At 67.7% G+C, this 21707-nt stretch carries 28 protein-coding genes; 8 read left to right on the forward strand and 20 right to left on the reverse strand.

All coding sequences use genetic code 11. The features are described from left to right. On the reverse strand, window positions 1-921 hold the full coding sequence (locus tag ACWGID_RS27555) for an NADP-dependent oxidoreductase (protein ID WP_452201305.1): 921 nt from the start codon (window positions 919-921) through the stop codon (window positions 1-3). 101 nt (window positions 922-1022) lie between these two features. On the opposite strand from ACWGID_RS27555, the gene ACWGID_RS27560 reads away from it, so the two are divergent. Together ACWGID_RS27560 and ACWGID_RS27565 are read left to right on the forward strand one after the other, a co-directional pair. Continuing rightward, window positions 1023-1430, forward strand: a complete 408-nt coding sequence (locus ACWGID_RS27560) for a winged helix-turn-helix transcriptional regulator (RefSeq protein ID WP_452201307.1) — start codon at window positions 1023-1025, stop codon at window positions 1428-1430. 116 nt (window positions 1431-1546) lie between these two features. After that, window positions 1547-2128 carry a DUF2064 domain-containing protein gene (locus ACWGID_RS27565; RefSeq protein ID WP_452201309.1) on the forward strand — a complete coding sequence of 194 codons (582 nt, stop codon included), beginning with the start codon at window positions 1547-1549 and terminating at the stop codon, window positions 2126-2128. Between the two features lie 668 nt (window positions 2129-2796). On the opposite strand, the gene ACWGID_RS27570 is transcribed toward ACWGID_RS27565, so the two are convergent. Both ACWGID_RS27570 and ACWGID_RS27575 read right to left on the reverse strand, forming a co-directional pair. Beyond that, window positions 2797-3342: an NUDIX hydrolase gene (locus ACWGID_RS27570; RefSeq protein ID WP_452201311.1), complete on the reverse strand. Its 546-nt coding sequence runs from the start codon at window positions 3340-3342 to the stop codon at window positions 2797-2799. A 103-nt stretch (window positions 3343-3445) separates the two neighbouring features. Then, entirely contained in the window at window positions 3446-4765 is a 1320-nt protein-coding gene (locus ACWGID_RS27575) for a zinc-dependent metalloprotease (protein WP_452201313.1), read from the reverse strand. Between the two features lie 335 nt (window positions 4766-5100). Here ACWGID_RS27575 and ACWGID_RS27580 point away from each other — a divergent pair, with 335 nt between their 5' ends. From ACWGID_RS27580 to ACWGID_RS27600, 5 genes are read left to right on the forward strand one after another with little or no spacing between them, the layout of a single operon-like run. Further along, on the forward strand, window positions 5101-5526 hold the full coding sequence (locus ACWGID_RS27580; protein ID WP_452201315.1) for a molybdenum cofactor biosynthesis protein MoaE: 426 nt from the start codon (window positions 5101-5103) through the stop codon (window positions 5524-5526). A gap of 30 nt (window positions 5527-5556) precedes the next feature. Continuing rightward, window positions 5557-5862, forward strand: coding sequence for a hypothetical protein (locus tag ACWGID_RS27585; protein WP_452201317.1), 306 nt, complete (start codon window positions 5557-5559; stop codon window positions 5860-5862). Next, window positions 5859-6899, forward strand: a complete 1041-nt coding sequence (locus ACWGID_RS27590) for a YlbL family protein (RefSeq protein ID WP_452201318.1) — start codon at window positions 5859-5861, stop codon at window positions 6897-6899. Before ACWGID_RS27585 ends, ACWGID_RS27590 begins: the two co-directional genes overlap by 4 nt. Window positions 6900-6942: 43 nt before the next feature. Then, a complete protein-coding gene (locus ACWGID_RS27595; RefSeq protein WP_452201320.1) occupies window positions 6943-7554 on the forward strand; it encodes a PPA1309 family protein in 612 nt (203 codons plus the stop codon). Continuing rightward, the gene (locus ACWGID_RS27600; RefSeq protein WP_452201322.1) at window positions 7551-10544 is read left to right on the forward strand and encodes a UPF0182 family membrane protein; all 2994 of its coding nucleotides are present in this window, start codon (window positions 7551-7553) and stop codon (window positions 10542-10544) included. The genes ACWGID_RS27595 and ACWGID_RS27600 overlap by 4 nt, the downstream gene beginning before the upstream one ends. A gap of 99 nt (window positions 10545-10643) precedes the next feature. Here ACWGID_RS27600 and rplQ read toward each other — a convergent pair whose 3' ends face one another. The 8 genes from rplQ to ACWGID_RS27640 all read right to left on the reverse strand — a co-directional run bounded on the left by rplQ (window position 10644) and on the right by ACWGID_RS27640 (window position 14939). Continuing rightward, window positions 10644-11330, reverse strand: a complete 687-nt coding sequence (gene rplQ, locus ACWGID_RS27605; protein ID WP_452201324.1) for a 50S ribosomal protein L17, sunset domain variant — start codon at window positions 11328-11330, stop codon at window positions 10644-10646. 68 nt (window positions 11331-11398) lie between these two features. After that, a complete protein-coding gene (locus ACWGID_RS27610; protein WP_452201326.1) occupies window positions 11399-12424 on the reverse strand; it encodes a DNA-directed RNA polymerase subunit alpha in 1026 nt (341 codons plus the stop codon). A gap of 103 nt (window positions 12425-12527) precedes the next feature. Then, on the reverse strand, window positions 12528-13136 hold the full coding sequence (gene rpsD, locus ACWGID_RS27615) for a 30S ribosomal protein S4 (RefSeq protein WP_452201328.1): 609 nt from the start codon (window positions 13134-13136) through the stop codon (window positions 12528-12530). 26 nt (window positions 13137-13162) lie between these two features. Further along, window positions 13163-13570: a 30S ribosomal protein S11 gene (rpsK, locus tag ACWGID_RS27620; protein ID WP_130384622.1), complete on the reverse strand. Its 408-nt coding sequence runs from the start codon at window positions 13568-13570 to the stop codon at window positions 13163-13165. 35 nt (window positions 13571-13605) lie between these two features. Beyond that, window positions 13606-13977, reverse strand: coding sequence for a 30S ribosomal protein S13 (rpsM, locus tag ACWGID_RS27625; RefSeq protein ID WP_387771342.1), 372 nt, complete (start codon window positions 13975-13977; stop codon window positions 13606-13608). 178 nt (window positions 13978-14155) lie between these two features. After that, window positions 14156-14269, reverse strand: coding sequence for a 50S ribosomal protein L36 (rpmJ, locus tag ACWGID_RS27630; protein ID WP_008361054.1), 114 nt, complete (start codon window positions 14267-14269; stop codon window positions 14156-14158). 32 nt (window positions 14270-14301) lie between these two features. After that, the gene (infA, locus tag ACWGID_RS27635) at window positions 14302-14523 is read right to left on the reverse strand and encodes a translation initiation factor IF-1 (protein WP_012923661.1); all 222 of its coding nucleotides are present in this window, start codon (window positions 14521-14523) and stop codon (window positions 14302-14304) included. 92 nt (window positions 14524-14615) lie between these two features. Further along, the gene (locus tag ACWGID_RS27640; RefSeq protein ID WP_452201331.1) at window positions 14616-14939 is read right to left on the reverse strand and encodes a winged helix-turn-helix transcriptional regulator; all 324 of its coding nucleotides are present in this window, start codon (window positions 14937-14939) and stop codon (window positions 14616-14618) included. 76 nt (window positions 14940-15015) lie between these two features. Between ACWGID_RS27640 and ACWGID_RS27645 the strand changes: the two genes are divergently transcribed. Beyond that, window positions 15016-15876, forward strand: a complete 861-nt coding sequence (locus ACWGID_RS27645) for an NAD(P)-dependent oxidoreductase (RefSeq protein WP_452201332.1) — start codon at window positions 15016-15018, stop codon at window positions 15874-15876. Here ACWGID_RS27645 and ACWGID_RS27650 read toward each other — a convergent pair. The 9 genes from ACWGID_RS27650 to rplR all read right to left on the reverse strand — a co-directional run bounded on the left by ACWGID_RS27650 (window position 15857) and on the right by rplR (window position 21706). Beyond that, entirely contained in the window at window positions 15857-16672 is an 816-nt protein-coding gene (locus tag ACWGID_RS27650; protein ID WP_452201334.1) for a hypothetical protein, read from the reverse strand. The two genes, ACWGID_RS27645 and ACWGID_RS27650, sit on opposite strands and share 20 nt — an antisense overlap. After that, window positions 16669-17115, reverse strand: coding sequence for a DUF1707 SHOCT-like domain-containing protein (locus ACWGID_RS27655; RefSeq protein ID WP_452201335.1), 447 nt, complete (start codon window positions 17113-17115; stop codon window positions 16669-16671). Before ACWGID_RS27655 ends, ACWGID_RS27650 begins: the two co-directional genes overlap by 4 nt. A 101-nt stretch (window positions 17116-17216) precedes the next feature. Then, window positions 17217-18038 carry a type I methionyl aminopeptidase gene (gene map / locus ACWGID_RS27660; protein WP_452201337.1) on the reverse strand — a complete coding sequence of 274 codons (822 nt, stop codon included), beginning with the start codon at window positions 18036-18038 and terminating at the stop codon, window positions 17217-17219. Window positions 18039-18060: 22 nt separating this feature from the next. Then, window positions 18061-18633 carry an adenylate kinase gene (locus ACWGID_RS27665; protein WP_452201339.1) on the reverse strand — a complete coding sequence of 191 codons (573 nt, stop codon included), beginning with the start codon at window positions 18631-18633 and terminating at the stop codon, window positions 18061-18063. Continuing rightward, complete coding sequence (gene secY / locus ACWGID_RS27670; protein ID WP_452201341.1) at window positions 18633-19934, reverse strand: preprotein translocase subunit SecY; 1302 nt, start codon at window positions 19932-19934, stop codon at window positions 18633-18635. The genes ACWGID_RS27665 and secY overlap by 1 nt, the downstream gene beginning before the upstream one ends. Window positions 19935-20069: 135 nt before the next feature. Next, the gene (rplO, locus tag ACWGID_RS27675) at window positions 20070-20510 is read right to left on the reverse strand and encodes a 50S ribosomal protein L15 (RefSeq protein WP_344191671.1); all 441 of its coding nucleotides are present in this window, start codon (window positions 20508-20510) and stop codon (window positions 20070-20072) included. Window position 20511: 1 nt separating this feature from the next. Then, entirely contained in the window at window positions 20512-20694 is a 183-nt protein-coding gene (gene rpmD / locus ACWGID_RS27680) for a 50S ribosomal protein L30 (RefSeq protein WP_452201344.1), read from the reverse strand. Then, a complete protein-coding gene (gene rpsE, locus ACWGID_RS27685) occupies window positions 20694-21293 on the reverse strand; it encodes a 30S ribosomal protein S5 (protein WP_452201346.1) in 600 nt (199 codons plus the stop codon). The genes rpmD and rpsE overlap by 1 nt, the downstream gene beginning before the upstream one ends. A 29-nt stretch (window positions 21294-21322) precedes the next feature. Further along, on the reverse strand, window positions 21323-21706 hold the full coding sequence (gene rplR / locus ACWGID_RS27690) for a 50S ribosomal protein L18 (RefSeq protein WP_452201348.1): 384 nt from the start codon (window positions 21704-21706) through the stop codon (window positions 21323-21325). Window position 21707 lies beyond the last annotated feature (1 nt).

Below are 21707 nucleotides of genomic sequence, written 5' to 3' on the forward strand. Positions count from 1 at the left end.
TTAAGGCACGAGGACGAGGCGACCGCGTACGCCGCCTTCGGCAACCCGCTTGTAGGCGAGCTCAGCCTGCTCAAGCGGGTACGTGCCGGCGACTCGCGTCGAGACGACACCTGCTTCGACGAGCTGGGTCAGTTCCTGCAGATCGGTCTGATCGGCGCGCACGAGTAGCTGTGTGACGGTGATGCCGCGGAGGTGCGGCGGCCGCGGACCTCCCTGCAGATGTACGTGCCGCCCACCGTTACGCACAGCCTCCTGCGCGCCGACGCCGACCACCGCGGCATCCACCAGGCCATCCACGCCGGCGGGCGCAATCCGCCGTATGGTGTCGGCCAGGTTGTCCGCCGCGTCGACGAAGTGGTCGACGACTCCGCGCAACTGTTCCTTGTCAGTCGAGCGCGCGCTGCCGATCACCGTCATCCCGACATGCTTCGCGATCTCGGCGGCGCTGCGGCCAACTCCACCCGCGGCTCCGGTCACCAATATGGCGCCGGGCTGCAGCGCTTTGATCGCCTGCAATGCCGTGAGCCCGTTGAGGCCGAACGTTGCCGCCTGCACCAGTTCCAGACCTTCGGGGGCCCGGACCGTCGCGTCCGCATCCAGCACGACGTACTCGGCATGCGTCTTGAGTGCCCGGCCCAGCAGGTCCGCGACACCGACCACGGCCTCGCCGATCTGCAGCTGTGTATTGGGGCCGACGGCATCGACAGTCCCAGCCACGTCCCAGCCGAGGCCGAACTGCTTGCGGGCGGCCGTCAGACCGAACTCGAGCGGCAGCCCGATGCTGACCGCGACATCCACCGGATTGACTGCTGCTGCGGCGACCTTGATCCGTACCTGACCGGCAGCCGGTTCGGGGACGGCGGTCTCGATGAGCTCGATCGCCTCGGGTCCGTCGAGCCGACGGGCAACCAGTGCGCGCATGGTGTTCTCTCTCCTTCTCTGGGGTTGAGCCCACTCTCGGAGAGCTACTCTCTTCTGGGAAGTACGCACTTCGGAGTACGTACCGCACGACGAGGAGAGCCATGCCCACCCGCACCGCAGCGCAACGCCGAGAAGAGGCGGCCCGCGAGTACGACGCGTTCCTGGCCACCTGCCCCGCGCGCCAACTCCTCGACCGCATCAGCGACAAATGGGTGACCCTCGTACTCACGGCACTCGCCAACGGACCACAGCGGTACTCCGACCTGTCCCGTCGGATCGCCGGCGTCAGCCAGAAGATGCTCACCCAGACGCTGCGGTCGTTGGAGCGTGACGGGCTACTGACTCGCTCGGTCACCCCGTCGGTACCGGTCCGCGTCGACTACGAGCTCACGCCACTCGGCCACACCTTGATGCCGCTGATCGCCGCCATCAAAACCTGGGCCGAAACCCATATGCCGCAGGTCACCGCCGCCCGCACCACCTACGACCACGTGAGCACTCCCGCATGACCACCACTGGCGCACCAGGTGCGTCCAACCCAGACCGCCCCGATCTCGAGGCAGGCGAGGGCCTTGAAACGGCTGCTCGGTCTGAGGTGGCGGACCGGCGAGTTGTGATTGTTGTCGTGCCGGCCACGGGGTCGTGGGCTCCGCCGGGGCGGGATCCGGAGGCTTGGCGGTTGGCGCTTGCCGAGGACACGTACGAGGTGGTCGCCACGCTCGATCGCGTCGAGACAGCGGTCGCGGTCGCTGGTGGTGACGAGTCCGCGGTGGCCGAGGTCAGCGCACTGACCTGGCCGGGCACGCCGACGTACGCCGTCGACGGGGACCGGCCGATCCTGCACGCGGTGGAGGTCGTCGGTCCGGCTGCGGCGGTCGTCGCGGTTTCGCACGACGTACCTGATCTGCCCGGACTGCTCATCGGCAAGCTCTTCCGCGCGCTGAGCCACTCCGACATCGCGGTCACTCCTGCCGAAGACGGCTCCCTGGCCGCGATCGGAATCAAGCGTCCCGTCCCTAAGTGGATCGCCGACCTCGCACCGACCTTCGACACACCGCTGTCGGTCCTGGAGGCGCACAAGCCTCGCCGCCATGCGGTCGCGACTGGCCCAGGGTGGCACCGTCTGCGATCGAACTCTGACATAGCGCGACTGGATCCCGGCCTCGAAGGATGGGACGCGACAAGATCTCTTCTTCGTCACTCCTGACGCGTCACCTTCTCCGTCCCGGCTCGTTCACCATGCAGCGGGGAACTTCGGGGAAGCCCAGCTGATCGCCGATGCCGTTCAGGGGCGGCACCCGACATCAGCTCCCCCTGTCGGCCGCATCGGGGGGATGCGGCCCACCAGGGACAGCACGACGGGGGATCGCACGGGGGATCCGGTGGGATGTCGCAGTCGGGGGACTGCACCAACACACCCACCACAGGCGAAGCAGCACACGGGGTACGCCGTACACGGGGACGGAATGCAGCGGGGACGCAGTACGACGGAGTCCGCAGCGAGCACGGGGGATCGCGGTACGCGCAGGAATGCAGTGCCAACGGGGACGCAGCATCTGGGGTGGTGGCGGTACCAACCGGGGGCGCGATACCAGACCGGGACGCAGCACAAGCAGGATGCAGTACAAGCTAGGCAAGTGCGGGGCGCGGCACAGGCGGGGCGGCATCGCGGGGGCAATCACGGGGACAGCGCAAGCGGGGATGCAGTGCCAGCGGGACGAGGTGCTGGGGGGCAGCAGGGGGTGGGGACTGCGGGGTTTGGTGTGAGGTGGGCCGGTCAGTTCGGGTCGGCCCACGGATGTGCGGTCATGTCCGGGGTACTACTGCCTCGCGTTGGTCGACGCGGTGGTGACGGGTTCTGGCTGAGGGAACGGGTCAGCTGGATGTGAGGTGTTTGCGGGCTCGGGCGGCTAGGGCTTGGACGCTGGGGTCGGTGTCGGCCGGGAGGGCGTTCAAGGGGAACCATGCGAGATCGTGGGATTCCTCGGAGACGACGTACGCCGTGTTCGTGCTCGCGGTGACCAGGAACTGAACGTCCAGGTGGTACGCCCCGGCGCAACCGCCGGCCTCGAGCAGGTGACGGGACAGCTGTAGCGGTTCGGGGCTGACCGTCAGTTCCGGCAGACCCGACTCTTCCGTGGCTTCGCGGAGTGCGGCGCCGGTGAGCGTGGTGTCGCCGGACTCGCAGTGGCCGCCGAGTTGGAGCCACCGGCCGACAGTCTTGTGGAGCGTCAGGAGCGTGTTCTGGCCTGCGCCGTCCACCAGCAGCGCGCTAGCCGTCACGTGCTCGGGACGGCAGCCTCGCCACATGCCATCGGGACGGACCGCGAGGTGCCTCAGATAGTGCTGCCGCAGCTCTTCCTGCTCGGCGTCAGGCGCACGCCAGCCCTGCAGGACCTCGACCGCATCTCCATGAAGCACCCCGCAAGTCTCCACAACCACCGCTGAGGACCCTGACCGGGGGTACGAGCCCCGGCCCAAGCAGGGGACGCGCCCCGATTCGAGTGCCGGGGCGCGCTGGCTGCTACTTGTCCGGGTTGTTGCCGTCGTCGTCCTTGGGTGACGGCTCTTCGGGAGCGTCGTCCTTGGGGAGGAAGTCGGTGATGTCGATGTTCGCGAGCTCGCCGGCGTGCTGGGCGAAGCCGATCGGGTCGTCGAGGTCGCTGGTGCTCGGCATCAGGTCGGGGTGGGACCAGAGGTTGTCGCGGCCGTCCACCCCACGGGCGTCACGGACGGCGGCCCACAGGTTGGCGGCGTCGCGGAGCCGGCGCGGGCGGAGCTGGAGCCCCACGAGAGTCGCGAACGTCTGCTCAGCGGGCCCACCGGCAGCGCGACGGCGGCGTACCGTCTCGGCCAGTTGGACCGCCGCGGGCATGCGCTCCTTCGTGGCCTCGCGGACGACGTCGTCGACCCAGCCTTCGACGAGCGCAAGCGTGGTCTCGAGGCGGACCAGCGCCGCCTTCTGCTGCTCGGAGTCCTCGGGCTCGAACAGACCGCCCGCGAGCGCCTCCTGCATGGCCTCCGGGTTCTGCGGGTCGATGTCGGCCATCGCACGCTCGATCTTGCCGGTGTCGACCTCGATCCCGGCCGCGTAGTCGGCGACCGCGGCGAGCAGGTGCTGCCGCAGCCACGGCACCCCCGCGTACAGCCGCTGGTGCGCCACCTCGCGCAGCGCCAGATACAGCCGGACGTCCTCGTCGGTCAGCCCGAGGCCCTCGGCGAACTTGGCGACATTGTCCGGCAGCATGATCGCCTGGCCGGTCGGTCCGAGCGGCAGCCCGATGTCCGAGGAACTCACGACCTCGCCGGCGAGCTCACCGAGCCCCTGTCCGACCTGGGCACCGAAGACAGAGCCACCCAGCTGTCGCAACATCCCGGCCATCGGCCCGGCGAACTGCTGAGCCTCGGCGGGCAGCGCGTTGCCCATCGCGCCGGCGACGTGTTCCGCGACCGGGTCGACGATCGTCTGCCACACCGGAAGCGTGTTCTCCACCCACTCCGCGCGGCTCCAGGCCGCGGACGTCGTGGAGACCTCGGGCAGCGTGGTCGCCTGGTCCAGCCAGTGCTCGGCGAGGCGAACCGCGTCCGCGATCCGGTCGCCGTCGGTGGCCGTCATGGACCGGTCTCCGGCGGCGGAGACGGTCTTGCGGGCGATGTCCTTGGCCAGGTCCCAGTTCACGGGCTTGCCGTCGGTGGAGCCGCTCAGCAGCTGCTGGACCTGCGCGAAGATCGCGTTCAGGTCCGGGGTGCCGCCCGCTCCGGCCGCACCCGAGAACTGCTGGAACATGGCCTCGAACGGCGTTCCCTTGAACGGGTTGTCCGGGTTGTCCGGTTCGTCGCTCATCGGAGGGCCTTCCTGTGCGGGTGGGGCGTACAACTCCAACGTACTGGTTCCGTCGACCAGTTCCTCGCCCGGTGAACGCATCACCGCCCGTGTTCGCCGCAGGCAGAGCGATGAACCGGTGCAGTACCAGGTAGGTGAGGAAGGCAACAGTCTCTCCTGGTGCACGGAACGCCACGCACAGCAGCCCTCGGGTACGCCAGGACGCCGCGGCCGACCCGGGTGGCGCAGGCGGGGATGTGGGCGAATCGGAGGGTGGGAGGGAGAATTGGGCGGTGGGGGATGGGATGGGATGGTGTGTGCTGTGCAGGCGGGGAAACGGCCGGAATGAGGAACCGATGAGCGACGCGATCAGGCTGCTGGACATTCGTGACAGCGCGTTGTCCAGCGACGAGGTACTCGCTGCCGTCGCGGATCCGACGGCGGGCGGGGTTGCGCTGTTCATCGGCAGTGTGCGCAACCACGACCACGACAAGCCGGTCGACCGACTGAGCTACGAGGCACATCCGGACGCGCTGGAGCACCTCCGGAAGGTCGCGCAGCGTGTTTGTGACGACCCGGCCGTGACTGCGCTGGCCGCGGTCCACCGGACCGGGGACCTCAAGATCGGGGACGCCGCGGTGATCGTGGCGGTGGCCGCGTCGCACCGCGATGTCGCGTTCGCGGCGTGCCGGCGGCTGATCGACGATCTCAAGGCCGAGGTCCCGATTTGGAAACACCAGCACTTCAGCGACGGTGGCAGCGAGTGGGTCGGCGCTCACTGACCCGTACGCTGGGCCCATGAAGGTGGCCCTGTGAAGGTTTTGGCGTGGCTGGCGTTCCCAGTGACCGCCACACTGCTGGCGATGTGCTGGGCGGCGTGGCGCGGCTGGCGCAGCCGCGAGCCGCGCCGGTCCGGTGGCGCCTTCGCCTCGGTCGACGAGTTCCGCCGCTTCAACGCCGCCCTCGCGGCGCCCGGCCCACGGGCCACTCCGGAACGTCGCCGGGGCTTCGGTCGTCGTAATCATCAGGCGGCCTTCACCGAGAACCGCGGCCGGTCGGCCTCCGCCGAGGCTGGTAACCAGGCAGCCTCCACCAAGATCGCAGGGCAGGGTTCGTGACACGTCGTACCGCCACATTGGTCACTTCGATCGTCGTGCTCGTGGTCTCGCTCGGGCTGGTGACCGCGTTCCCCGTGCCGTTCGTCTCGTTCAGCCCCGGGCCCGTGAAGGACACCCTGGGATCGTCGTCCAAGAACAAGCCGGTCATCGAGATCTCCGGGCACGAGACGTTCCCGACCTCGGGCCAGCTCGACCTGACGACCGTGTCGGTGACCTCCCCGGACCGGCAGCTGACGCTGCCGCAGGCGATGCGTAACTGGCTCGACCCGCACCACGACCTGTTCCCGCGCGACATCATCTATCCGCCGGACCAGAGCGCCGACCAGGTCGAGCAGCAGAACACTGCGGAGATGACCGGATCCCAGGACAGCGCGGTGGCTGCCGCGCTGCAGGCTGCGAAGGTGCCGTTCCACACCAAGGTGTCGACGGTCGCCGAGAAGTCGCCGGCCCAGGGCAAGCTGAAGCCCGGTGACATAGTGCTGGCCGTCGACGGTCACACCGTGACCCAGGTCCCGCAGGTCGGTGAGTTCGTCCGCAAGCACAAGGTCGGCGAGAACGTCGTCTTCCTGATCCGCCGTGGCACCGCCGAGCAGACCGTCCAGCTGAAGACCGCCGCGACTCCCGGCGAGGAGACCCGGCCGATGGTCGGGATCACGATCGGCGTCGAGTCGCAGGTGAAGGTGACCGTCAACCTCGGTCAGGACATCGGCGGCCCGAGCGCCGGCACCGCCTTCGCCCTCGCGATCTACGACAAGCTGACGCCGGGCCCGCTGCTCAACGGGAAGCACGTGGCCGGCACCGGCACGATCGACGCGCTCGGCCAGGTCGGCGCGATCGGCGGCATCCAGCAGAAGATCGCCGGCGCCAGGAACGACGGCGCCACGGTGTTCCTGGTCCCGGCGCCGAACTGTGAAGCCGCGCTGCAAGCGGACGTGAAGGGCATCCAGCTCGTGAAGATCAGCACGCTGACCGACGCGATCAGCGCGTTGCAGGCGGTCACCAGCGGCAAGGGAGCTGTTCCGTCGTGCAGTCAGTGAGCCACCCGTACGTACCGGCGAACCGAAGGGATGATCGGCCGGCATGGATTCCGTAGGCACGCTGCCCCGTGACGCACTCAGTCGCGCGGTGGTCGAGATCGAGAAGCACGTGAGCAGCGCGGGCTGGGACCAGCCCGCGCAGTTGTTCGCCCTGGTCCCGACCGCCGAACTGCTCCGTGCCGAGCCGAACCTGGCCGCGCAGCTCGGCGCCGACGACGCTTCGCAGCCGCTCACCCCGGTCGCGCAGGGAGAACTGCCCGGCGGCCTCGAGGACGACAACCTGGCGGACGCGCTCGGCCGGATCGAGTGGCCCGACGGGGTCGCCGGCTGCGCGCTGGCGATCGAACGGATCGTGCTGCCGGCCGCAGCCGAAGCCGGTCTCTCCAGCGTCGAATCCGACGCCGAGCTGGCCCAGTTGGCCGGCAGCGACCCGCGCCGGCACGAGGTCCGAATGGTCGCCGCGGTGCTCCGCGAGGGTGACCGGTTCGGCGCTGTCCGGCTCCGCGCCCACGACGAGGACAGTGCGGTGCTGACCGGTGTCGACTTGGTCCCCACGCTGTGCGAAGTACTGTCATTGACATTCGAACCTTCGTCCGGCAGCCGGCCGGGCAAGGGGGTTGCGGTCGAGGGCGACGACGAGGAGAAGCGACCATGAGCGACGGCGTCTACGACATGCCGGACGAGCCGCCCCGAAAAACGCGGCGAACAGGCGGCCGCCCTCGCGCCTTGCTGCCGACGATCGCCACGCTGATCGTCCTGCTGATCCTCTTCAGCGTCTTCACCGACGTCTGGACCCAGCGGCTCTGGTACCGCTCCGTCGACTTCGGCTCGGTCTTCAGCACCGTCCTCGGGACCCGGGTGCTGCTCTTCGTGGTCGTCGGCGTACTGATGGCAGCGGCGGTCGTCGCGAACATCATCGTCGCCTTCCGCACCCGCCCGCGGGTCGCGCTCGCCCCGTCGCCGAGCCCGGGCTTCGAGAGGTACGGCGATCTGCTGCAGCAGCACGGCCGGATTGCCGTCGGCGTGGTCGCGGGGCTGATGCTGATCTTCGGCGGCTCGGCCGCGTCGGGTGAGTGGAAGGTCTTCCTCGCCTGGAAGAACCGCACCCCGTTCGGTGTCACCGACCAGCACTTCCACAAGGACATCTCGTTCTTCGTCTTCGACTACCCATGGCTGCGCGTCCTTCTCGGCTTCGGTTACTCGATCGTGCTGCTGTCGCTGGTGGCAGCGATCATCACCCACTACCTGTACGGCGGCTTCCGCCCGTCCGCGAAGGGGCAGAAGGCCTCGGGCGCGGCGCAGGTGCAGTTCTCGATCCTGCTCGGTCTGCTCGTGCTGCTCAAGGCGTTCAGTTACTGGCTGGACCGCTTCGGCCTCACGACCTCCGACGGCAGACTCTTCACAGGTATCTCCTATACCGGTGACAACGCGATCCTGCCGAGCAAGGAGATCCTGGCCGTCATCGCGGTGCTTTGCGCGTTGTTGTTCTTCGCCAACGTGGTGCGCCGGACCTGGCTGCTTCCTGGCGTCGGCACGGTCGTCCTGATCCTGTCGGCGATCCTTCTCGGTGCGCTCTGGCCGGCCGCGCTCCAGCAGTTGCGGGTGCGCCCCAGCGAGCCGGTGAAGGAAGGGCCGTACATCAGCAAGAACATCGAGGCAACGCGGCAGGCCTACGGGCTCGAGAACAGCGACATCACCGAGTACCCGGCGGCAACCACGGCCAAGCCGAGCGAGCTGACGGCGGACGCCGAGGTCCTCCCGGGGATCCGGCTGATCGACCCGACGGTGATCGGGCCGACCTTCGAGCAGCTCCAGCAGGTGCGTGGCTTCTACTCGTTCCCGACGGATCTCGACGTCGACCGGTACAAGATCGGTCAGAAGGTCAACGACACCGTCATCGGCGTGCGCGAGGTCCAGGTCGACCGGCTGCCGGCCGGTCAGCGCAACTGGAACAACGACCACACCGTCTACACCCACGGCTACGGTGTCGTCGCCGCGAACGGCAACCAGCGCGCCGCGGACGGTACGCCGGTCTGGACCGAGAAGGACCTGCCGCCGACCGGTCAGCTCGGTGACTACGAGCCGCGGATCTACTTCGGTGAGCAGTCGCCGGACTACTCGATCGTCGGCGGCCCGAAGGGATCCTCGCCGGTCGAGCTCGACACCCCGGAAGGTAAGAGCGGCGGCGACCCGACGCTGAACACCTACGAGGGCAAGGGCGGCGTCCAGGTCGGCTCCTTCGTCAACCGTTTGCTCTACGCAACCAAGTTCCGGGATGCGAACATCCTGCTGTCCAGCCGGGTGAACTCTGACTCGAAGATCCTCTACGACCGCACGCCACGCGAGCGGGTCGAGAAGGTCGCACCGTGGCTGACGCCCGACGGTGACCCGTACCCGGCGATCGTCGACGGCCAGGTCGTCTGGATCGTCGACGGCTACACCACCTCGGACAACTACCCGTACTCCGAGAAGGTCGCGCTCGACGTCAGCACCCGGGACACCACCACGGGGCGCGGGACGATCGCGCAGCAGCCGAGCGAGAAGATCAACTACATCCGCAACTCGGTCAAGGCCGTGGTCAACGCCTACGACGGCTCCGTCGAGCTGTACGCGTGGGACGAGAGCGACCCGGTCCTGAAGACGTGGATGAAGGCCTTCCCCGGCACCGTGAAGCCCAAGTCGGCGATCTCGCCGGCGCTGATGTCGCACCTGCGCTACCCCGAGGACATGTTCAAGGTGCAGCGCGACCTGCTGGCCAAGTACCACGTCCAGGACGCGGGCACCTGGTACCAGAACAGCGACCTGTGGCGTGTCCCGGACGACCCGACCGCGGTGTCGTCGGGCGGTGACTCGTCGACGCATATCAGCCAGCCTCCCTTCTATCTGTCGTTGCGGATGCCTGGTCAGACCGATCCGAAGTTCTCGCTGACGTCGGTGTACGTACCGAACGGTGAACGCGAGAACCTGACTGCCTTCATGGCCGTGGATTCCGAGGCCACGTCCCCGGACTACGGCAAGTTCCGAATACTGCGATTGCCGGGCAACCTGCAGATCCCTGGTCCGGGGCAGGTCTACAACAAGTTCCAGACCGACGAGGGCATCAGACAGGCGCTGCTCCCGATCAACCAGCCGAACAGCGGGGCAAGAGCGCAGTACGGCAACCTGCTGACGTTGCCACTCGGTGGCGGTCTGCTCTATGTCCAGCCGGTGTACTCGGTGCGGACCAGTGGGCCTGGTAGTTATCCCGTCCTGCGCTATGTCCTCGTGTCGTTCGGTGATCGTGTCGCCTACGGCTCGACACTGCAGGAAGCTCTGACCAAGGTCTTCAACACCAGCGTCGATACCGGCGAGGAACCACCCGGGACGAAGACACCTCCGGCGCAGCAGAGCGCAACGGTCAAGCAGGCGCTTGCCGATGCGCAGGCCGCCTACGGTCGGGCACAGGACGCCCTCAAGAAGGGCGACCTGGCCGGCTACCAGAAGGCCGTCACCGACATGAAGACCGCGGTCGACAAGGCGGTGGCTGCAGGAGCCGTGGTGACGCCCACCCCGACACCCAAACCGTCCGGCAGTCCGTCGACACCCGCGAGCCCACCGGCGTCCTCAACGCCGCCATCGAGCCCACCGAGCTCACCCACGGGCTGAGCCACAGGGCCACAGGGGCGCTTCCAGGGGCGGGGAAGCCCACAACACTAGGGGTGGGCCCCCCCCCGGTGTGTGGGGGGGCCCTCGCTCGTGTCGTGCTTACTTCTCGTCGGCGTCCGTGCCGCCGGCCTTCGCGAAGCCCGCGGCCTCGGCGTCGGCCTCGGTCTTGAACCAGACCTCGGCGACCGTCTGCTCGTACCACGGGGACTCGGTGGTGTGGTACTTCATCGAGTCCTCGTTGCCCTTGATCGTGAAGCCCTCGGGCGCGGAGCCGTCGGCGGTCGGGGCGGCGGAGTTCTCGAACTTGCCGGCCACGACGTCCTGGACCGGCGCGTCCTCGACCTTGTCCTCGACCTTGGTCTCGGCCGCGGCAGCCTTCTTCGCCGGGGCCTTCTTGGCGGCGGTCTTCTTCGCCTTCGGCGAGTCGGCCAGCGCCTCGACCAGCTCGATCTTCACCATCGGGGCGTTGTCGCCCTTGCGCGGGCCGAGCTTGGTGATCCGGGTGTAGCCACCCGGACGGTCGGCGTACCGCTCGCCGATCTCGGTGAAGAGCACGTGCACGACGCTCTTGTCCCGGATCCGCTTCATCACCTGGCGGCGCGAGTTCAGGTCACCACGCTTGGCCTTGGTGATCATCTGCTCCGCCAGCGGCTGCAGGCGCTTGGCCTTGGCCGCGGTGGTGGTGATCGCGCCGTGCTCGAACAGCGACGTCGCGAGGTTGCTGAGGATCAGCTTCTCGTGCGCCGGGCTGCCGCCCAGGCGAGCACCCTTGGTGGGGGTTGGCATCTCATAACTCCAGGAATCTAAGGCCCGTCGGGCCGAAGGGGTTGAGGGCCCGACGGGCCTTGGTCAGCTCAGTACTGCTCGGTCTCGGCGAAGCTCTCGTCCTCGTCGTCCGCCTCGTTGCCGTAGGCACCGGACGCGGCGCGGAGGTCGAACCCGGGCGGGGAGTCCTTCAGCGACAGGCCCATCTCGGCCAGCTTCAGCTTGACCTCGTCGATGGACTTGGAGCCGAAGTTCCGGATGTCCAGCAGGTCCTGCTCGCTGCGCGAGATCAGCTCACCCACGGTGTGGATGCCCTCACGCTTCAGGCAGTTGTAGGACCGGACGGTCAGCTGCAGGTCCTCGACCGGCAGTGCCAGGTCGGCGGCCATCTGCTCGTCCACCGGCGACGGGCCGATGTCGATGCCCTCGGCCTCGACGTTCAGCTCGCGGGCCAGACCGAACAGCTCGACCAGGGTCTTACCGGCCGACGCGACGGCGTCGCGGGGCAGCATCGACTGCTTGGTCTCGACGTCGACCACGAGGCGGTCGAAGTCGGTGCGCTGCTCGACACGGGTGGCCTCGACCTTGTAGGTCACCTTCATGACCGGCGAGTAGATCGAGTCGACCGGCATCCGGCCGATCTCGGCGTCGGCGGACTTGTTCTGGACCGCGGAGACGTAGCCACGACCGCGCTCGACGACCAGCTCCATCTCGAGCCGGCCCTTCTCGTTCAGGGTGGCGATCTTCAGGTCCGGGTTGTGCACCTCGACACCGGCCGGCGGCGCGATGTCGGCGGCCGTCACGTCACCGGGGCCCTGCTTGCGCAGGTACATGGTGACCGGCTCGTCGTGCTCGGAGGAGACGACCAGGTCCTTCAGGTTCAGGATCAGCTGGGTGGCGTCTTCCTTGACCCCGGCAACGGTCGAGAACTCGTGCAGGACACCGTCGATCTTGATGCTGGTGACGGCCGCGCCCGGGATGGACGACAGCAGGGTCCGGCGGATCGAGTTCCCGAGGGTGTAACCGAAGCCCGGCTCCAGCGGCTCGATCACGAACCGCGAGCGGTACTCGTCGACGACCTCTTCGGTCAGGGTGGGGCGCTGTGCAATAAGCAACTTCTTGTTCCTTGTCTCTCGCGACGACCACTATTTGAGGTCGCGATGGGTGAAGAACGCACCGGACCGGCCGGCAGCCCGAGGGCCACCGGCCGGCACGCGGTCAGTTCTTCGAGTAGAGCTCGACGATCAGGTGCTCGGCGACCTGGGTGTCGATCTGCTGCCGGGTGGGCAGCTGGTGGACGAGGATCCGCAGACGCTCCGGCATCACCTCGAGCCACGCGGGGACGACACGCTCGGCGTGCGTCTCGCGGGCGATGATGAACGGCGTCGTCTCGACCGACTTCTTCTTGACATCGATGATGTCGTGAGCAGCCACCCGGTACGACGGGATGTTCACCTTGATGCCGTTCACGGTGAAGTGACCGTGGACGACGAGCTGACGGGCCTGCCGACGGGTCCGGGCCAGGCCGGAGCGGTAGACCACGTTGTCGAGGCGGGACTCGAGGATCTGCAGCAGGTTGTCACCGGTCTTACCGGAGCGCCGCGAGGCCTCCTCGTAGTACCGGCGGAACTGCTTCTCGAGAACGCCGTACGAGTAACGCGCCTTCTGCTTCTCGCGCAGCTGGAGCAGGTACTCGCTCTCCTTCGGGCGGCCGCGGCCGTGCATACCCGGCGGGTACGGACGACGCTCGAACGCCTTGTCGCCACCGACGAGGTCAACCCCGAGACGGCGCGACTTCTTGGTCATAGGTCCGGTGTAACGGGCCATGGTTCGCTACCTTCCTCTCTCTGGGGTCAGACCCGGCGCCGCTTCGGCGGGCGGCAACCGTTGTGGGCGACTGGGGTGACGTCCTGGATGGTGCCGACCTCGAGGCCGACCGCACCCAGCGAACGGATGGCGGTCTCACGGCCGGAGCCGGGACCCTTGACGAACACGTCGATCTTGCGCATGCCGTGCTCCATCGCCCGGCGCCCGGCGGCCTCGGCGGCCATCTGCGCGGCGAACGGGGTCGACTTGCGCGAACCCTTGAAGCCGACGGTGCCCGCGGAAGCCCACGAGATGACCGCGCCGGTCGGGTCGGTGATCGTCACGATCGTGTTGTTGAACGTGCTCTTGATGTGCGCGTGGCCGGCGGCCACGTTCTTCTTCTCCTTGCGGCGCACCTTCTTCGCGCCGGCCGCACTGCGGCTCTTGGGAGGCATAGGTCAGTTGCTCCTGGGGTCGACGGTCATCCGGGTCACTTCTTCTTCTTGCCGGCGATCGCCTTACGACGACCCTTACGGCTGCGGGCGTTGGTGCGGGTGCGCTGACCGCGCACCGGCAGTCCGCTGCGGTGCCGGCGACCCTGGTACGACCCGATCTCGATCTTGCGGCGGATGTCCGCGGTCACCTCGCGACGGAGGTCACCTTCGATCTTGTAGTTGCCTTCGATCCAGTCCCGGAGCTTGACCAGCTCGTCGTCGCCCAGCTCGTGGACGCGCTTGTCCGGGGAGACCCCGGTGTTCTTCAGCGTCTCGACCGCGCGCGTGCGGCCGACGCCGAAGATGTAGGTCAGAGCGACCTCGATGCGCTTGTCGCGCGGCAGGTCCACTCCTACGAGGCGTGCCATGTGGCGGTGTTCCTTTCGTCAGCAGAGGTGTGGTGGCGCGCTGCGTCCTTGCCCGCCTCGGTGAGAGTTTCTTCACCGGCAAGGCCCCGGCCTCTGTTCCGGGGGCGACGTCCAGAAACCGCCTGGACGAGCATGCGCGCTGTGGTGCGAAAGTGCCGTGTTCCTGCGTGAGGCTGGATCAGCCCTGCCGCTGCTTGTGCCGCGGGTTCTCGCAGATCACCATGACCCGGCCGTGCCGGCGGATCACCTTGCACTTGTCGCAGATCTTCTTGACGCTCGGGTTGACCTTCATCGAGCTACTTTCTTCGACAGGTGTTGGTGGTGTTACTTGTACCGATAGACGATGCGACCCCGGGTGAGGTCGTACGGCGACAGCTCCACGACGACCCGGTCCTCGGGGAGAATCCGGATGTAGTGCTGCCTCATCTTGCCGCTGATGTGCGCGAGCACCTTGTGCCCGTTGGACAGCTCAACACGGAACATCGCGTTCGGCAGGGCCTCGACGATGGTGCCCTCGAGTTCGATTACTCCCTCTTTTTTGGGCATGTCCTCGCACTTCTGTAGACGTGACTGGCTATGGCTACAAAGAGCCAAGGAAAAAGTGTACGCCACGCACGGCAAGGAGCCCAATTGAGCCCTCAGCGGGTACTCTCCAGCTCCTCCAGGTGCTCAGCACCCCAGGCATCCAGAGGCATCAAGGCCACGTTGAGTGACGTCCCGAGTTCGGTCAGTGAGTATTCCACCTTCGGTGGCACCTGGTGAAAGACCTCGCGATGCACGATATCCCGCGCCTCCAGCTCACGCAGCTGCTGGATCAGCATCTTCTCGGTGACCCCGGAGACCTCCCGCCGCAACTCACCGAACCGCATCGGCCCGTGATGCAGCGCCCACAGGATGCGTGGCTTCCACTTCCCGCCGATCACGTCGGCCGCGGCGTCCAGTCCACAGGTGTACGGGCGCATACTTACCTTTCCGTCAGTACCTGACTATTTAGTGGGTACTTGTCCATCCTAAAGCGGTCGATCCAGGGTGGACCGCATGAAGACACCTGTCACCGTCCTGGGGCTCGGCGCGATGGGAACCGCCCTCGCCCGCGCCCTCCTGGCCGCCGGCCATCCGACCACCGTCTGGAACCGCACGCCCGGCCGCTCCCCCGAACTCGACGCAACCCGCGCCACCACCGCGGCCGAGGCGATCGCCGCCAGCCCCCTCGTCATCGTGTGCCTGCTCGTCGACGACACCGTTCGCAGCACGCTCGACGGTCTCGACCTCACCGGCAAGACGGTCGTCAACCTCACCAACAGCACGCCCGACCAGGCCCGCCGTACGGCGGAACGGGTCACGGCCGCGGGAGCGCAGTACCTCGACGGCGGGATCATGGCGGTCCCCGCGATGATCGGTGGCCCGGCGGCCTTCATCTTCTACAGCGGTACGCCGGCCGCCTTCGAGAACCACAGCGCCACCCTGTCCGCACTGGGCAGGCCCGCGTACGTCGGCTCGGACGCCGGGCTCGCCGCGTTGTACGACATCGCCTTGCTCAGTGCGATGTACGGGATGTTCGGCGGCGCCCAGCACGCGCTGGCGCTGATCGACGGCGAGCCACTGCCGGCGGCGCGGTTCACCCAAGAGTTCCTGGTGCCCTGGCTGACCGCGATGATCGGCAGCCTGCCGCGCATCGCCAAGGATCTGGACGAGGGACCGGCGACTGGCGCTGCCGGATCCAACCTCGCGATGCAAGCTGCGGCGTACGACAACCTGATCGACGCCTCGGTTGCCCAGGGCGTCGATCCGGTCCTACTCGTGCCGATGGGCGACCTGCTCCGCAAGGCGGTCGCCGCCGGGCACGGGGACGCGGATCTGTCGGCAGTAGTCCGGCTGCTCAGGACTCCTGCTCGGTAGCGGCCCACTGCTCGCCGGCACGCCACACCTGCTCGGGCATCAGGTCCAGCAGGTCGCAGGCCGCGTCCAGCTGCGCGAGGGCGGTGGTGGCATCGCGGTACGCCGGAAGGATCGCGACGAACCGCCGCCCCTCACAGCTGAACCCGAACGCCGGTACTTCGGCCAGCGCCTCGACGGCCCGCGGATGCAACACCGCCAACGCCTCCTCCTCGTGTCCGTTGAACAGCAGGTACTGCGTCGGCAGTCCGTCGACCGCCAGCTTCAACGGCAGAAAGCTGGCCGCCGCCACCGGTGCCAGTCCCGCGGGCAGCACCTGCAACGGCGGCAGGGGTCGTTCCACGTGCAGATCGATGAAGTCGAAGCCGAGGAGCCGGCGCCGTACCTTGTGCTGGAACCGCCCGGTCCAGAACTCCCGGCCGCGGTGCCGGCCGGACGTCACGTCCATCACCTCGGCGTCGGGGTCGCTGTCGAACGGTGGGAACGGCCAACGATCCAGCAGTTCGTCGCCGGACGCGCTGATCCGCCAGCCGAGCTGTCCGGCGGCGTTCACCCACGACCGCCGACGGCGCGCGTCACCGATCCGTAGCGCCACCGTGAACCCGATCAGCACCAGGAACCAGGCCAGCACCATCCAGCCCACCCAGCGCGGCTCCACCAGCAACCCCACGATCGCCAGCGGGATGGCGACCGCGAACCAGATCACGTAGACGATCGCGGCCCCTTGGTGGAACTGCCATGCCCAGTCCGGCCGCAGCCGTGGGCCGGTCAGGCGGCGGCTGACCGGCGCCGCCGTCAACGGCGCCTGCCGAGACCGCCGAGGGCGATGATCGCCCACGGGATCAGCAGCCACACCGGCCAGAAGTGCGGCCAGTGCCCACCGTTGCCCAGCCCGATCACGAACCAGATCACCACGTTCATCATCACGACGCCGGTGAAGCCACCGATCGCGCCGCCCCGGCGGTGCGGGTGGTTGTCCTTCTTCCGCTCCGGGAAACTGCCCGGCTCCGGCGCGGGCTTGGTGTCCTGGACCACCTGGGGCGTCTCGTACGTCCGCACTGCCGGCAGGTCACGCACCAGCGGCTCGAGCTCGCCGTACGTCTGCACGGTGTAGAGCTGGTCCAGGCGGGAGGAGAACTCGGGCTGGTCCAGCCGGCCGTCCGCGAACGCGTCCCGCAACCGTCCGGCGATCTTGTCCCGGTCGGCTTCGGTGAAACGCTGGTGCGGCTGGTACTGAGGCATGGCTCAAGTGTGCCTCAGCCCCGGTTCCCTCCGCGTCCCCCGACGGGTGGACCCGCGGGTCCGCCGATCGGCCGGGTGATCGGAAAATCAGTCGGCCAGAGTTAGTCGGCCAGGGCGCCGATCTTGAGGCCGAGCTCCGCCAGCTTCGCCTCGCCGCCGTCGATCGCGGTCAGTACCCACGGCCCTTGCGGAGTGAGAGTGAACGTGTGCTCGGTGTGCGCGGCCGACCGGCCGTCGTCGGTGACGACCGTCCAGTCGTCCTCGAGCGTGTGGTTGTCCTGCTTGCCGAGCGTCAGCATCGGCTCGACGGCCAGCGCCATCCCCTCGACCAGCTTCGGGCCACGGCCGGCGCGGCCGAAGTTCGGCACGTTCGGCGGCTGGTGCATCGCCGAACCGATCCCGTGCCCGACGAAGTCCTCGACGATCCCGTACGACGAGTTCGCCCGCACGTGGGCCTCGATCGCGGCCGAGATGTCGGTCAGCCGCCCGCCGAGCCGCGCGGCGCCGAAGCCGCGCCACATCGACTCCTCGCAGATCCGCGCCAGCTCCAGCAGCTCGTCGTCGACCTCGCCGACGCCGACGGTGATCGCGGCGTCGCCGTGCCAGCCGTCCACGATCGCGCCGCAGTCGATCGAGATCAGGTCACCCTCGGCCAGCACGCGGCCGCCCGGGATGCCGTGCACGATCTCGTCGTTCACCGAGGCGCAGATCGAGCCGGTGAAGCCGTGGTAGCCCTTGAAGGACGGGGTCGCGCCGGAGGACCGGATGTTGTCCTCCGCGATCGCGTCCAGCTCGCCCGTGCTGATGCCGGGCTTGACGTGTTCGCGGAGCAGCTCCAGCGTGCGACCGACCACCAGGCCGGCCTTGCGCATCGCCAGGATCTGCTCGCGGGTCTTGATCTCGATACCGCGGTCTCTAAACATCGGCGTACATCACTTGCTGTCTTTACTCCGTGACGGACTTGAGGGCGCTGAGCACGCGCTCGCTGACCTCTTCGATCTCGCCGACGCCGTCCACCTCGACCAGCAGGCCGCGCTCGGCGTACACCTGCAGCAGCGGCTTGGTCTCGGCGGCGTACACGTCCTGCCGGTGCCGGACGACCTCTTCGGAGTCGTCCGAGCGGCCCTCGATGTGCGCCCGCTTGGTCATCCGCTCGACCAGCACGTCGATGTCCGCGACCAGCGCGACGACGGCGTCCAGCTTGTGGCCGTGCTCGGCGAGGATGTCGTCCAGCGTGCCGACCTGGGCCAGCGTCCGCGGGTACCCGTCGAGCAGGAAGCCCTCGCCGGCGTCGGCCTCGGACAGCCGGTCCCGCACCATCGCGTTGGTGATCTCGTCCGGGACGTAGTCGCCGGCGTCCATGTACCGCTTGGCCTCGACACCCAGCGGCGTCTCGTCCTTCACGTTCGCACGGAAGATGTCGCCGGTGGACACGGCCGGGATCTTCAGGCGTTCCGCAAGCACCTTTGCCTGCGTGCCCTTGCCCGCCCCGGGCGGACCCATCAGCAACATTCTCATCAGCGCAAGAACCCTTCGTAGTTACGCTGCTGCAGCTGAGACTCGATCTGCTTCACCGTGTCGAGTCCGACGCCGACCATGATCAGGATCGACGTACCACCGAACGGGAAGTTCTGGTTCGCGTTCAGCAGCACGAGAGCGACCAGCGGGATCATCGAGATCGCCGCGAGGTAGATCGCGCCCGGCAACGTGATGCGGTCCAACACGTACTTCAGGTATTCCTCGGTCGGCCGCCCCGCCCGGATGCCCGGGATGAAGCCGCCGTACTTCTTCATGTTGTCCGCGACTTCCTTCGGGTTGAAGGTGATCGAGACGTAGAAGTACGTGAAGAAGATGATCAGGGCGACGTACGTCACCATGTAGATCGGGTGGTCGCCCTTGACCAAGTTGCCCTGGATCCAGTTGGACCAGCTCTTACCCTGCTGGAACTGACTGACCAGGACGGGAAGATACAGCAGGCTGGAGGCGAAGATCACCGGGATCACACCGGCCTGGTTGACCTTCAGCGGGATGTACGTCGACGTACCCCCGAACATCTTGCGGCCGACCATCCGCTTCGCGTACTGCACCGGGATCCGGCGCTGCGCCTGCTCGATGAAGATGACCGCGGCCATGATGACCAACCCGATCGCGATCACCACGACGAAGGTGGTGATGCCCTTCTGCTTGCGGATGTTCCACAGCTGGGTCGGGAAGGTGGCGACGATCTGGGTGAAGATCAGGATCGACATTCCGTTACCGACACCACGGTCGGTGATCAGCTCACCGAGCCACATGATCACGCCGGTACCGGCGGTCATGGTGAGCACCATGACGGTGATCGTGAACCAGTCGTCCTTGTACAGCAGCGGCTCGTTGCAGCCCTGGAACAGCCGGCCCGGCGTCCGGGCCAGCGCCACGAACGCGGTGGACTGCAGGATCGCCAGCCCCACGGTCAGGAACCGGGTGTACTGCGTGATCTTCGCCTGCCCCGCCTGGCCCTCCTTCTTCAGCGACTCGAGCCGCGGGATCACCACGGTGAGCAGCTGCAGAATGATGCTGGCGGTGATGTAGGGCATGATGCCGAGCGCGAAGATCGCGAGCTGCAGCAGCGCCCCGCCGGAGAACAGGTTGATCAAGTTGTACAGGTTGGCGTTCTGGCCACCCTGGGAGATCTTGATACAAGTGTGCAGCGACTGGACGTTCACGCCCGGTGCCGGCACGACGGAGCCGATCCGGAAGATCACGACGATGAAGAGCACGAACAAGATCTTCCGGCGCAGGTCCGGAGTCTTGAACGCGTTGGCGAAGGCGCCTAACACCCTGTCCTCCCACAAGTTTCCCTGGCCGCGGGCACGGCAGGGGCCTAGCTAAGCCTCTGGGCAAGAGACGAACCAGGGCTCGTCCGTCCGGCGCAGGATATCAAGCACCGATCGTTACGAGCCCTGGACCTCGTGTCACACCTCGGTCGTGGTTCCCCCGGCCGCCTGGATCTTGTCCGTGGCGGACTTGGAGAACTTGTGCGCCGAGACCTGCAGTGCCACGGTCAGTTCGCCGTCACCCAGCACCTTGACCGGCTGACCACGACGGACCGCACCCTTGGCGACCAGGTCGGCCACGCCGACCTCGCCACCTTCGGGGAACAGTTGTCCGAGCTTGTCCAGGTTAACGACCTGGAACTCCACTCGGTTCCTGCTCTTGAAGCCCTTCAGCTTCGGGAGCCGCATGTGCAGCGGCATCTGGCCACCCTCGAACCACTCGGGGATGTTGTTACGCGCCTTGCTGCCCTTGGTACCGCGGCCGGCGGTCTTGCCCTTGCTGCCCTCACCACGACCCACGCGGGTCTTGGCGGTCTTGGCACCGGGCGCCGGACGCAGGTGATGAACCTTGAGCGCCATGTCAGTCGACCTCCTCGACGTCGATGAGGTGGCGAACCGTACGGACCATCCCACGAACCTCGGGCTTGTCCTCGTGGACGGCGCTGTCGCCGATCCGCTTGACGCCCAGGGTGCGCAGCGTGTCGCGCTGGTTCTGCTTGCCACCGATGCCCGAACGGACCTGGGTCACCTTCAGGCGTGCCATCAGGACGCCACCTCCGCCCGGGCCTTCAGCAGGGCCGCCGGGGCGACGTCCTCGACCGGCAGGCCACGGCGCGCGGCCACGGCTTCCGGGGTCTCCAGGCTCCGCAGCGCCTCCACCGTGGCGTGCACCACGTTGATGGAGTTCGAGGAACCCAGCGACTTGCTGAGGATGTCGTGGATCCCGGCGCACTCCAGTACGGCGCGCACCGAGCCGCCCGCGATCACACCGGTACCAGGAGCAGCCGGGCGCAGCATGACCACGCCGGCCGCCTTCTCACCCTGGACCGGGTGCGGGATGGTGCCCTGAATCCTCGGCACCTTGAAGAACGCCTTCTTGGCCTCCTCGACACCCTTGGCGATCGCCGCGGGCACCTCCTTGGCCTTTCCGTAACCCACACCGACGGTGCCTTCACCGTCACCGACGACCACGAGGGCGGTGAAGCTGAAGCGCCGACCACCCTTCACGACCTTGGCGACCCGGTTGATGGCTACCACGCGCTCGATGTAGGCGGTCTTGTCCGCCTGCTGACCGCGACCACCGTCGCGGCCACGGCGCTCACCACCGGCGCCGCCTCCGCGACGCTGCTGGCCTCCGCTCATGTCGAACTACCTCTTCCCTTGATCGCCTGTCAGAAGCCGAGCCCGCCCTCGCGGGCGGCGTCGGCCAGGGCCGCGATACGGCCGTGGTACTTGTTCCCGGCCCGGTCGAACACGACCGAGTCGATGCCGGCGGCCTTGGCGCGGTCGGCGATCAAGCCGCCGACGGTCTTGGCCTTGTCGGTCTTGTTCGCCTCCGCGCCACGCAGGTCGGCCTCCATGGTGGAGGCGGAGACCAGCGTCTTGCCGGCCACGTCGTCGATGACCTGAACGAACAGGTGCTTCGAGGACTTGGTGACCACCAGCCGCGGCCGGACGGCCGTGCCGTTGATCTTCTTCCGGACCCGGATCTGGCGACGCAGCCGGGAGGCCGTCTTCTTGGCGGAGTGCTTGTGCGGACGCAGTCCGATCGCCATG

The sequence above is a fragment of the Kribbella sp. NPDC054772 genome, assembly GCF_053611945.1.

Excerpts from the sequence above, each read along its gene's own strand:
- ACWGID_RS27555 (WP_452201305.1), bottom strand. The coding sequence starts at position 921 with ATGCGCGCACTGGTTGCCCGTCGGCTCGACGGACCCGAGGCGATCGAG.
- ACWGID_RS27560 (WP_452201307.1), top strand. The coding sequence starts at position 1,023 with ATGCCCACCCGCACCGCAGCGCAACGCCGAGAAGAGGCGGCCCGCGAG.
- ACWGID_RS27575 (WP_452201313.1), bottom strand. The coding sequence starts at position 4,765 with ATGAGCGACGAACCGGACAACCCGGACAACCCGTTCAAGGGAACGCCG.
- ACWGID_RS27580 (WP_452201315.1), top strand. The coding sequence starts at position 5,101 with ATGAGCGACGCGATCAGGCTGCTGGACATTCGTGACAGCGCGTTGTCC.
- ACWGID_RS27595 (WP_452201320.1), top strand. The coding sequence starts at position 6,943 with ATGGATTCCGTAGGCACGCTGCCCCGTGACGCACTCAGTCGCGCGGTG.
- ACWGID_RS27600 (WP_452201322.1), top strand. The coding sequence starts at position 7,551 with ATGAGCGACGGCGTCTACGACATGCCGGACGAGCCGCCCCGAAAAACG.
- rplQ (WP_452201324.1), bottom strand. The coding sequence starts at position 11,330 with ATGCCAACCCCCACCAAGGGTGCTCGCCTGGGCGGCAGCCCGGCGCAC.
- rpsD (WP_452201328.1), bottom strand. The coding sequence starts at position 13,136 with ATGGCCCGTTACACCGGACCTATGACCAAGAAGTCGCGCCGTCTCGGG.
- rpsK (WP_130384622.1), bottom strand. The coding sequence starts at position 13,570 with ATGCCTCCCAAGAGCCGCAGTGCGGCCGGCGCGAAGAAGGTGCGCCGC.
- rpsM (WP_387771342.1), bottom strand. The coding sequence starts at position 13,977 with ATGGCACGCCTCGTAGGAGTGGACCTGCCGCGCGACAAGCGCATCGAG.
- rpmJ (WP_008361054.1), bottom strand. The coding sequence starts at position 14,269 with ATGAAGGTCAACCCGAGCGTCAAGAAGATCTGCGACAAGTGCAAGGTG.
- infA (WP_012923661.1), bottom strand. The coding sequence starts at position 14,523 with ATGCCCAAAAAAGAGGGAGTAATCGAACTCGAGGGCACCATCGTCGAG.
- ACWGID_RS27640 (WP_452201331.1), bottom strand. The coding sequence starts at position 14,939 with ATGCGCCCGTACACCTGTGGACTGGACGCCGCGGCCGACGTGATCGGC.
- ACWGID_RS27645 (WP_452201332.1), top strand. The coding sequence starts at position 15,016 with ATGAAGACACCTGTCACCGTCCTGGGGCTCGGCGCGATGGGAACCGCC.
- ACWGID_RS27655 (WP_452201335.1), bottom strand. The coding sequence starts at position 17,115 with ATGCCTCAGTACCAGCCGCACCAGCGTTTCACCGAAGCCGACCGGGAC.
- map (WP_452201337.1), bottom strand. The coding sequence starts at position 18,038 with ATGTTTAGAGACCGCGGTATCGAGATCAAGACCCGCGAGCAGATCCTG.
- ACWGID_RS27665 (WP_452201339.1), bottom strand. The coding sequence starts at position 18,633 with ATGAGAATGTTGCTGATGGGTCCGCCCGGGGCGGGCAAGGGCACGCAG.
- rplO (WP_344191671.1), bottom strand. The coding sequence starts at position 20,510 with ATGGCGCTCAAGGTTCATCACCTGCGTCCGGCGCCCGGTGCCAAGACC.
- rpmD (WP_452201344.1), bottom strand. The coding sequence starts at position 20,694 with ATGGCACGCCTGAAGGTGACCCAGGTCCGTTCGGGCATCGGTGGCAAG.
- rpsE (WP_452201346.1), bottom strand. The coding sequence starts at position 21,293 with ATGAGCGGAGGCCAGCAGCGTCGCGGAGGCGGCGCCGGTGGTGAGCGC.
- rplR (WP_452201348.1), bottom strand. The coding sequence starts at position 21,706 with ATGGCGATCGGACTGCGTCCGCACAAGCACTCCGCCAAGAAGACGGCC.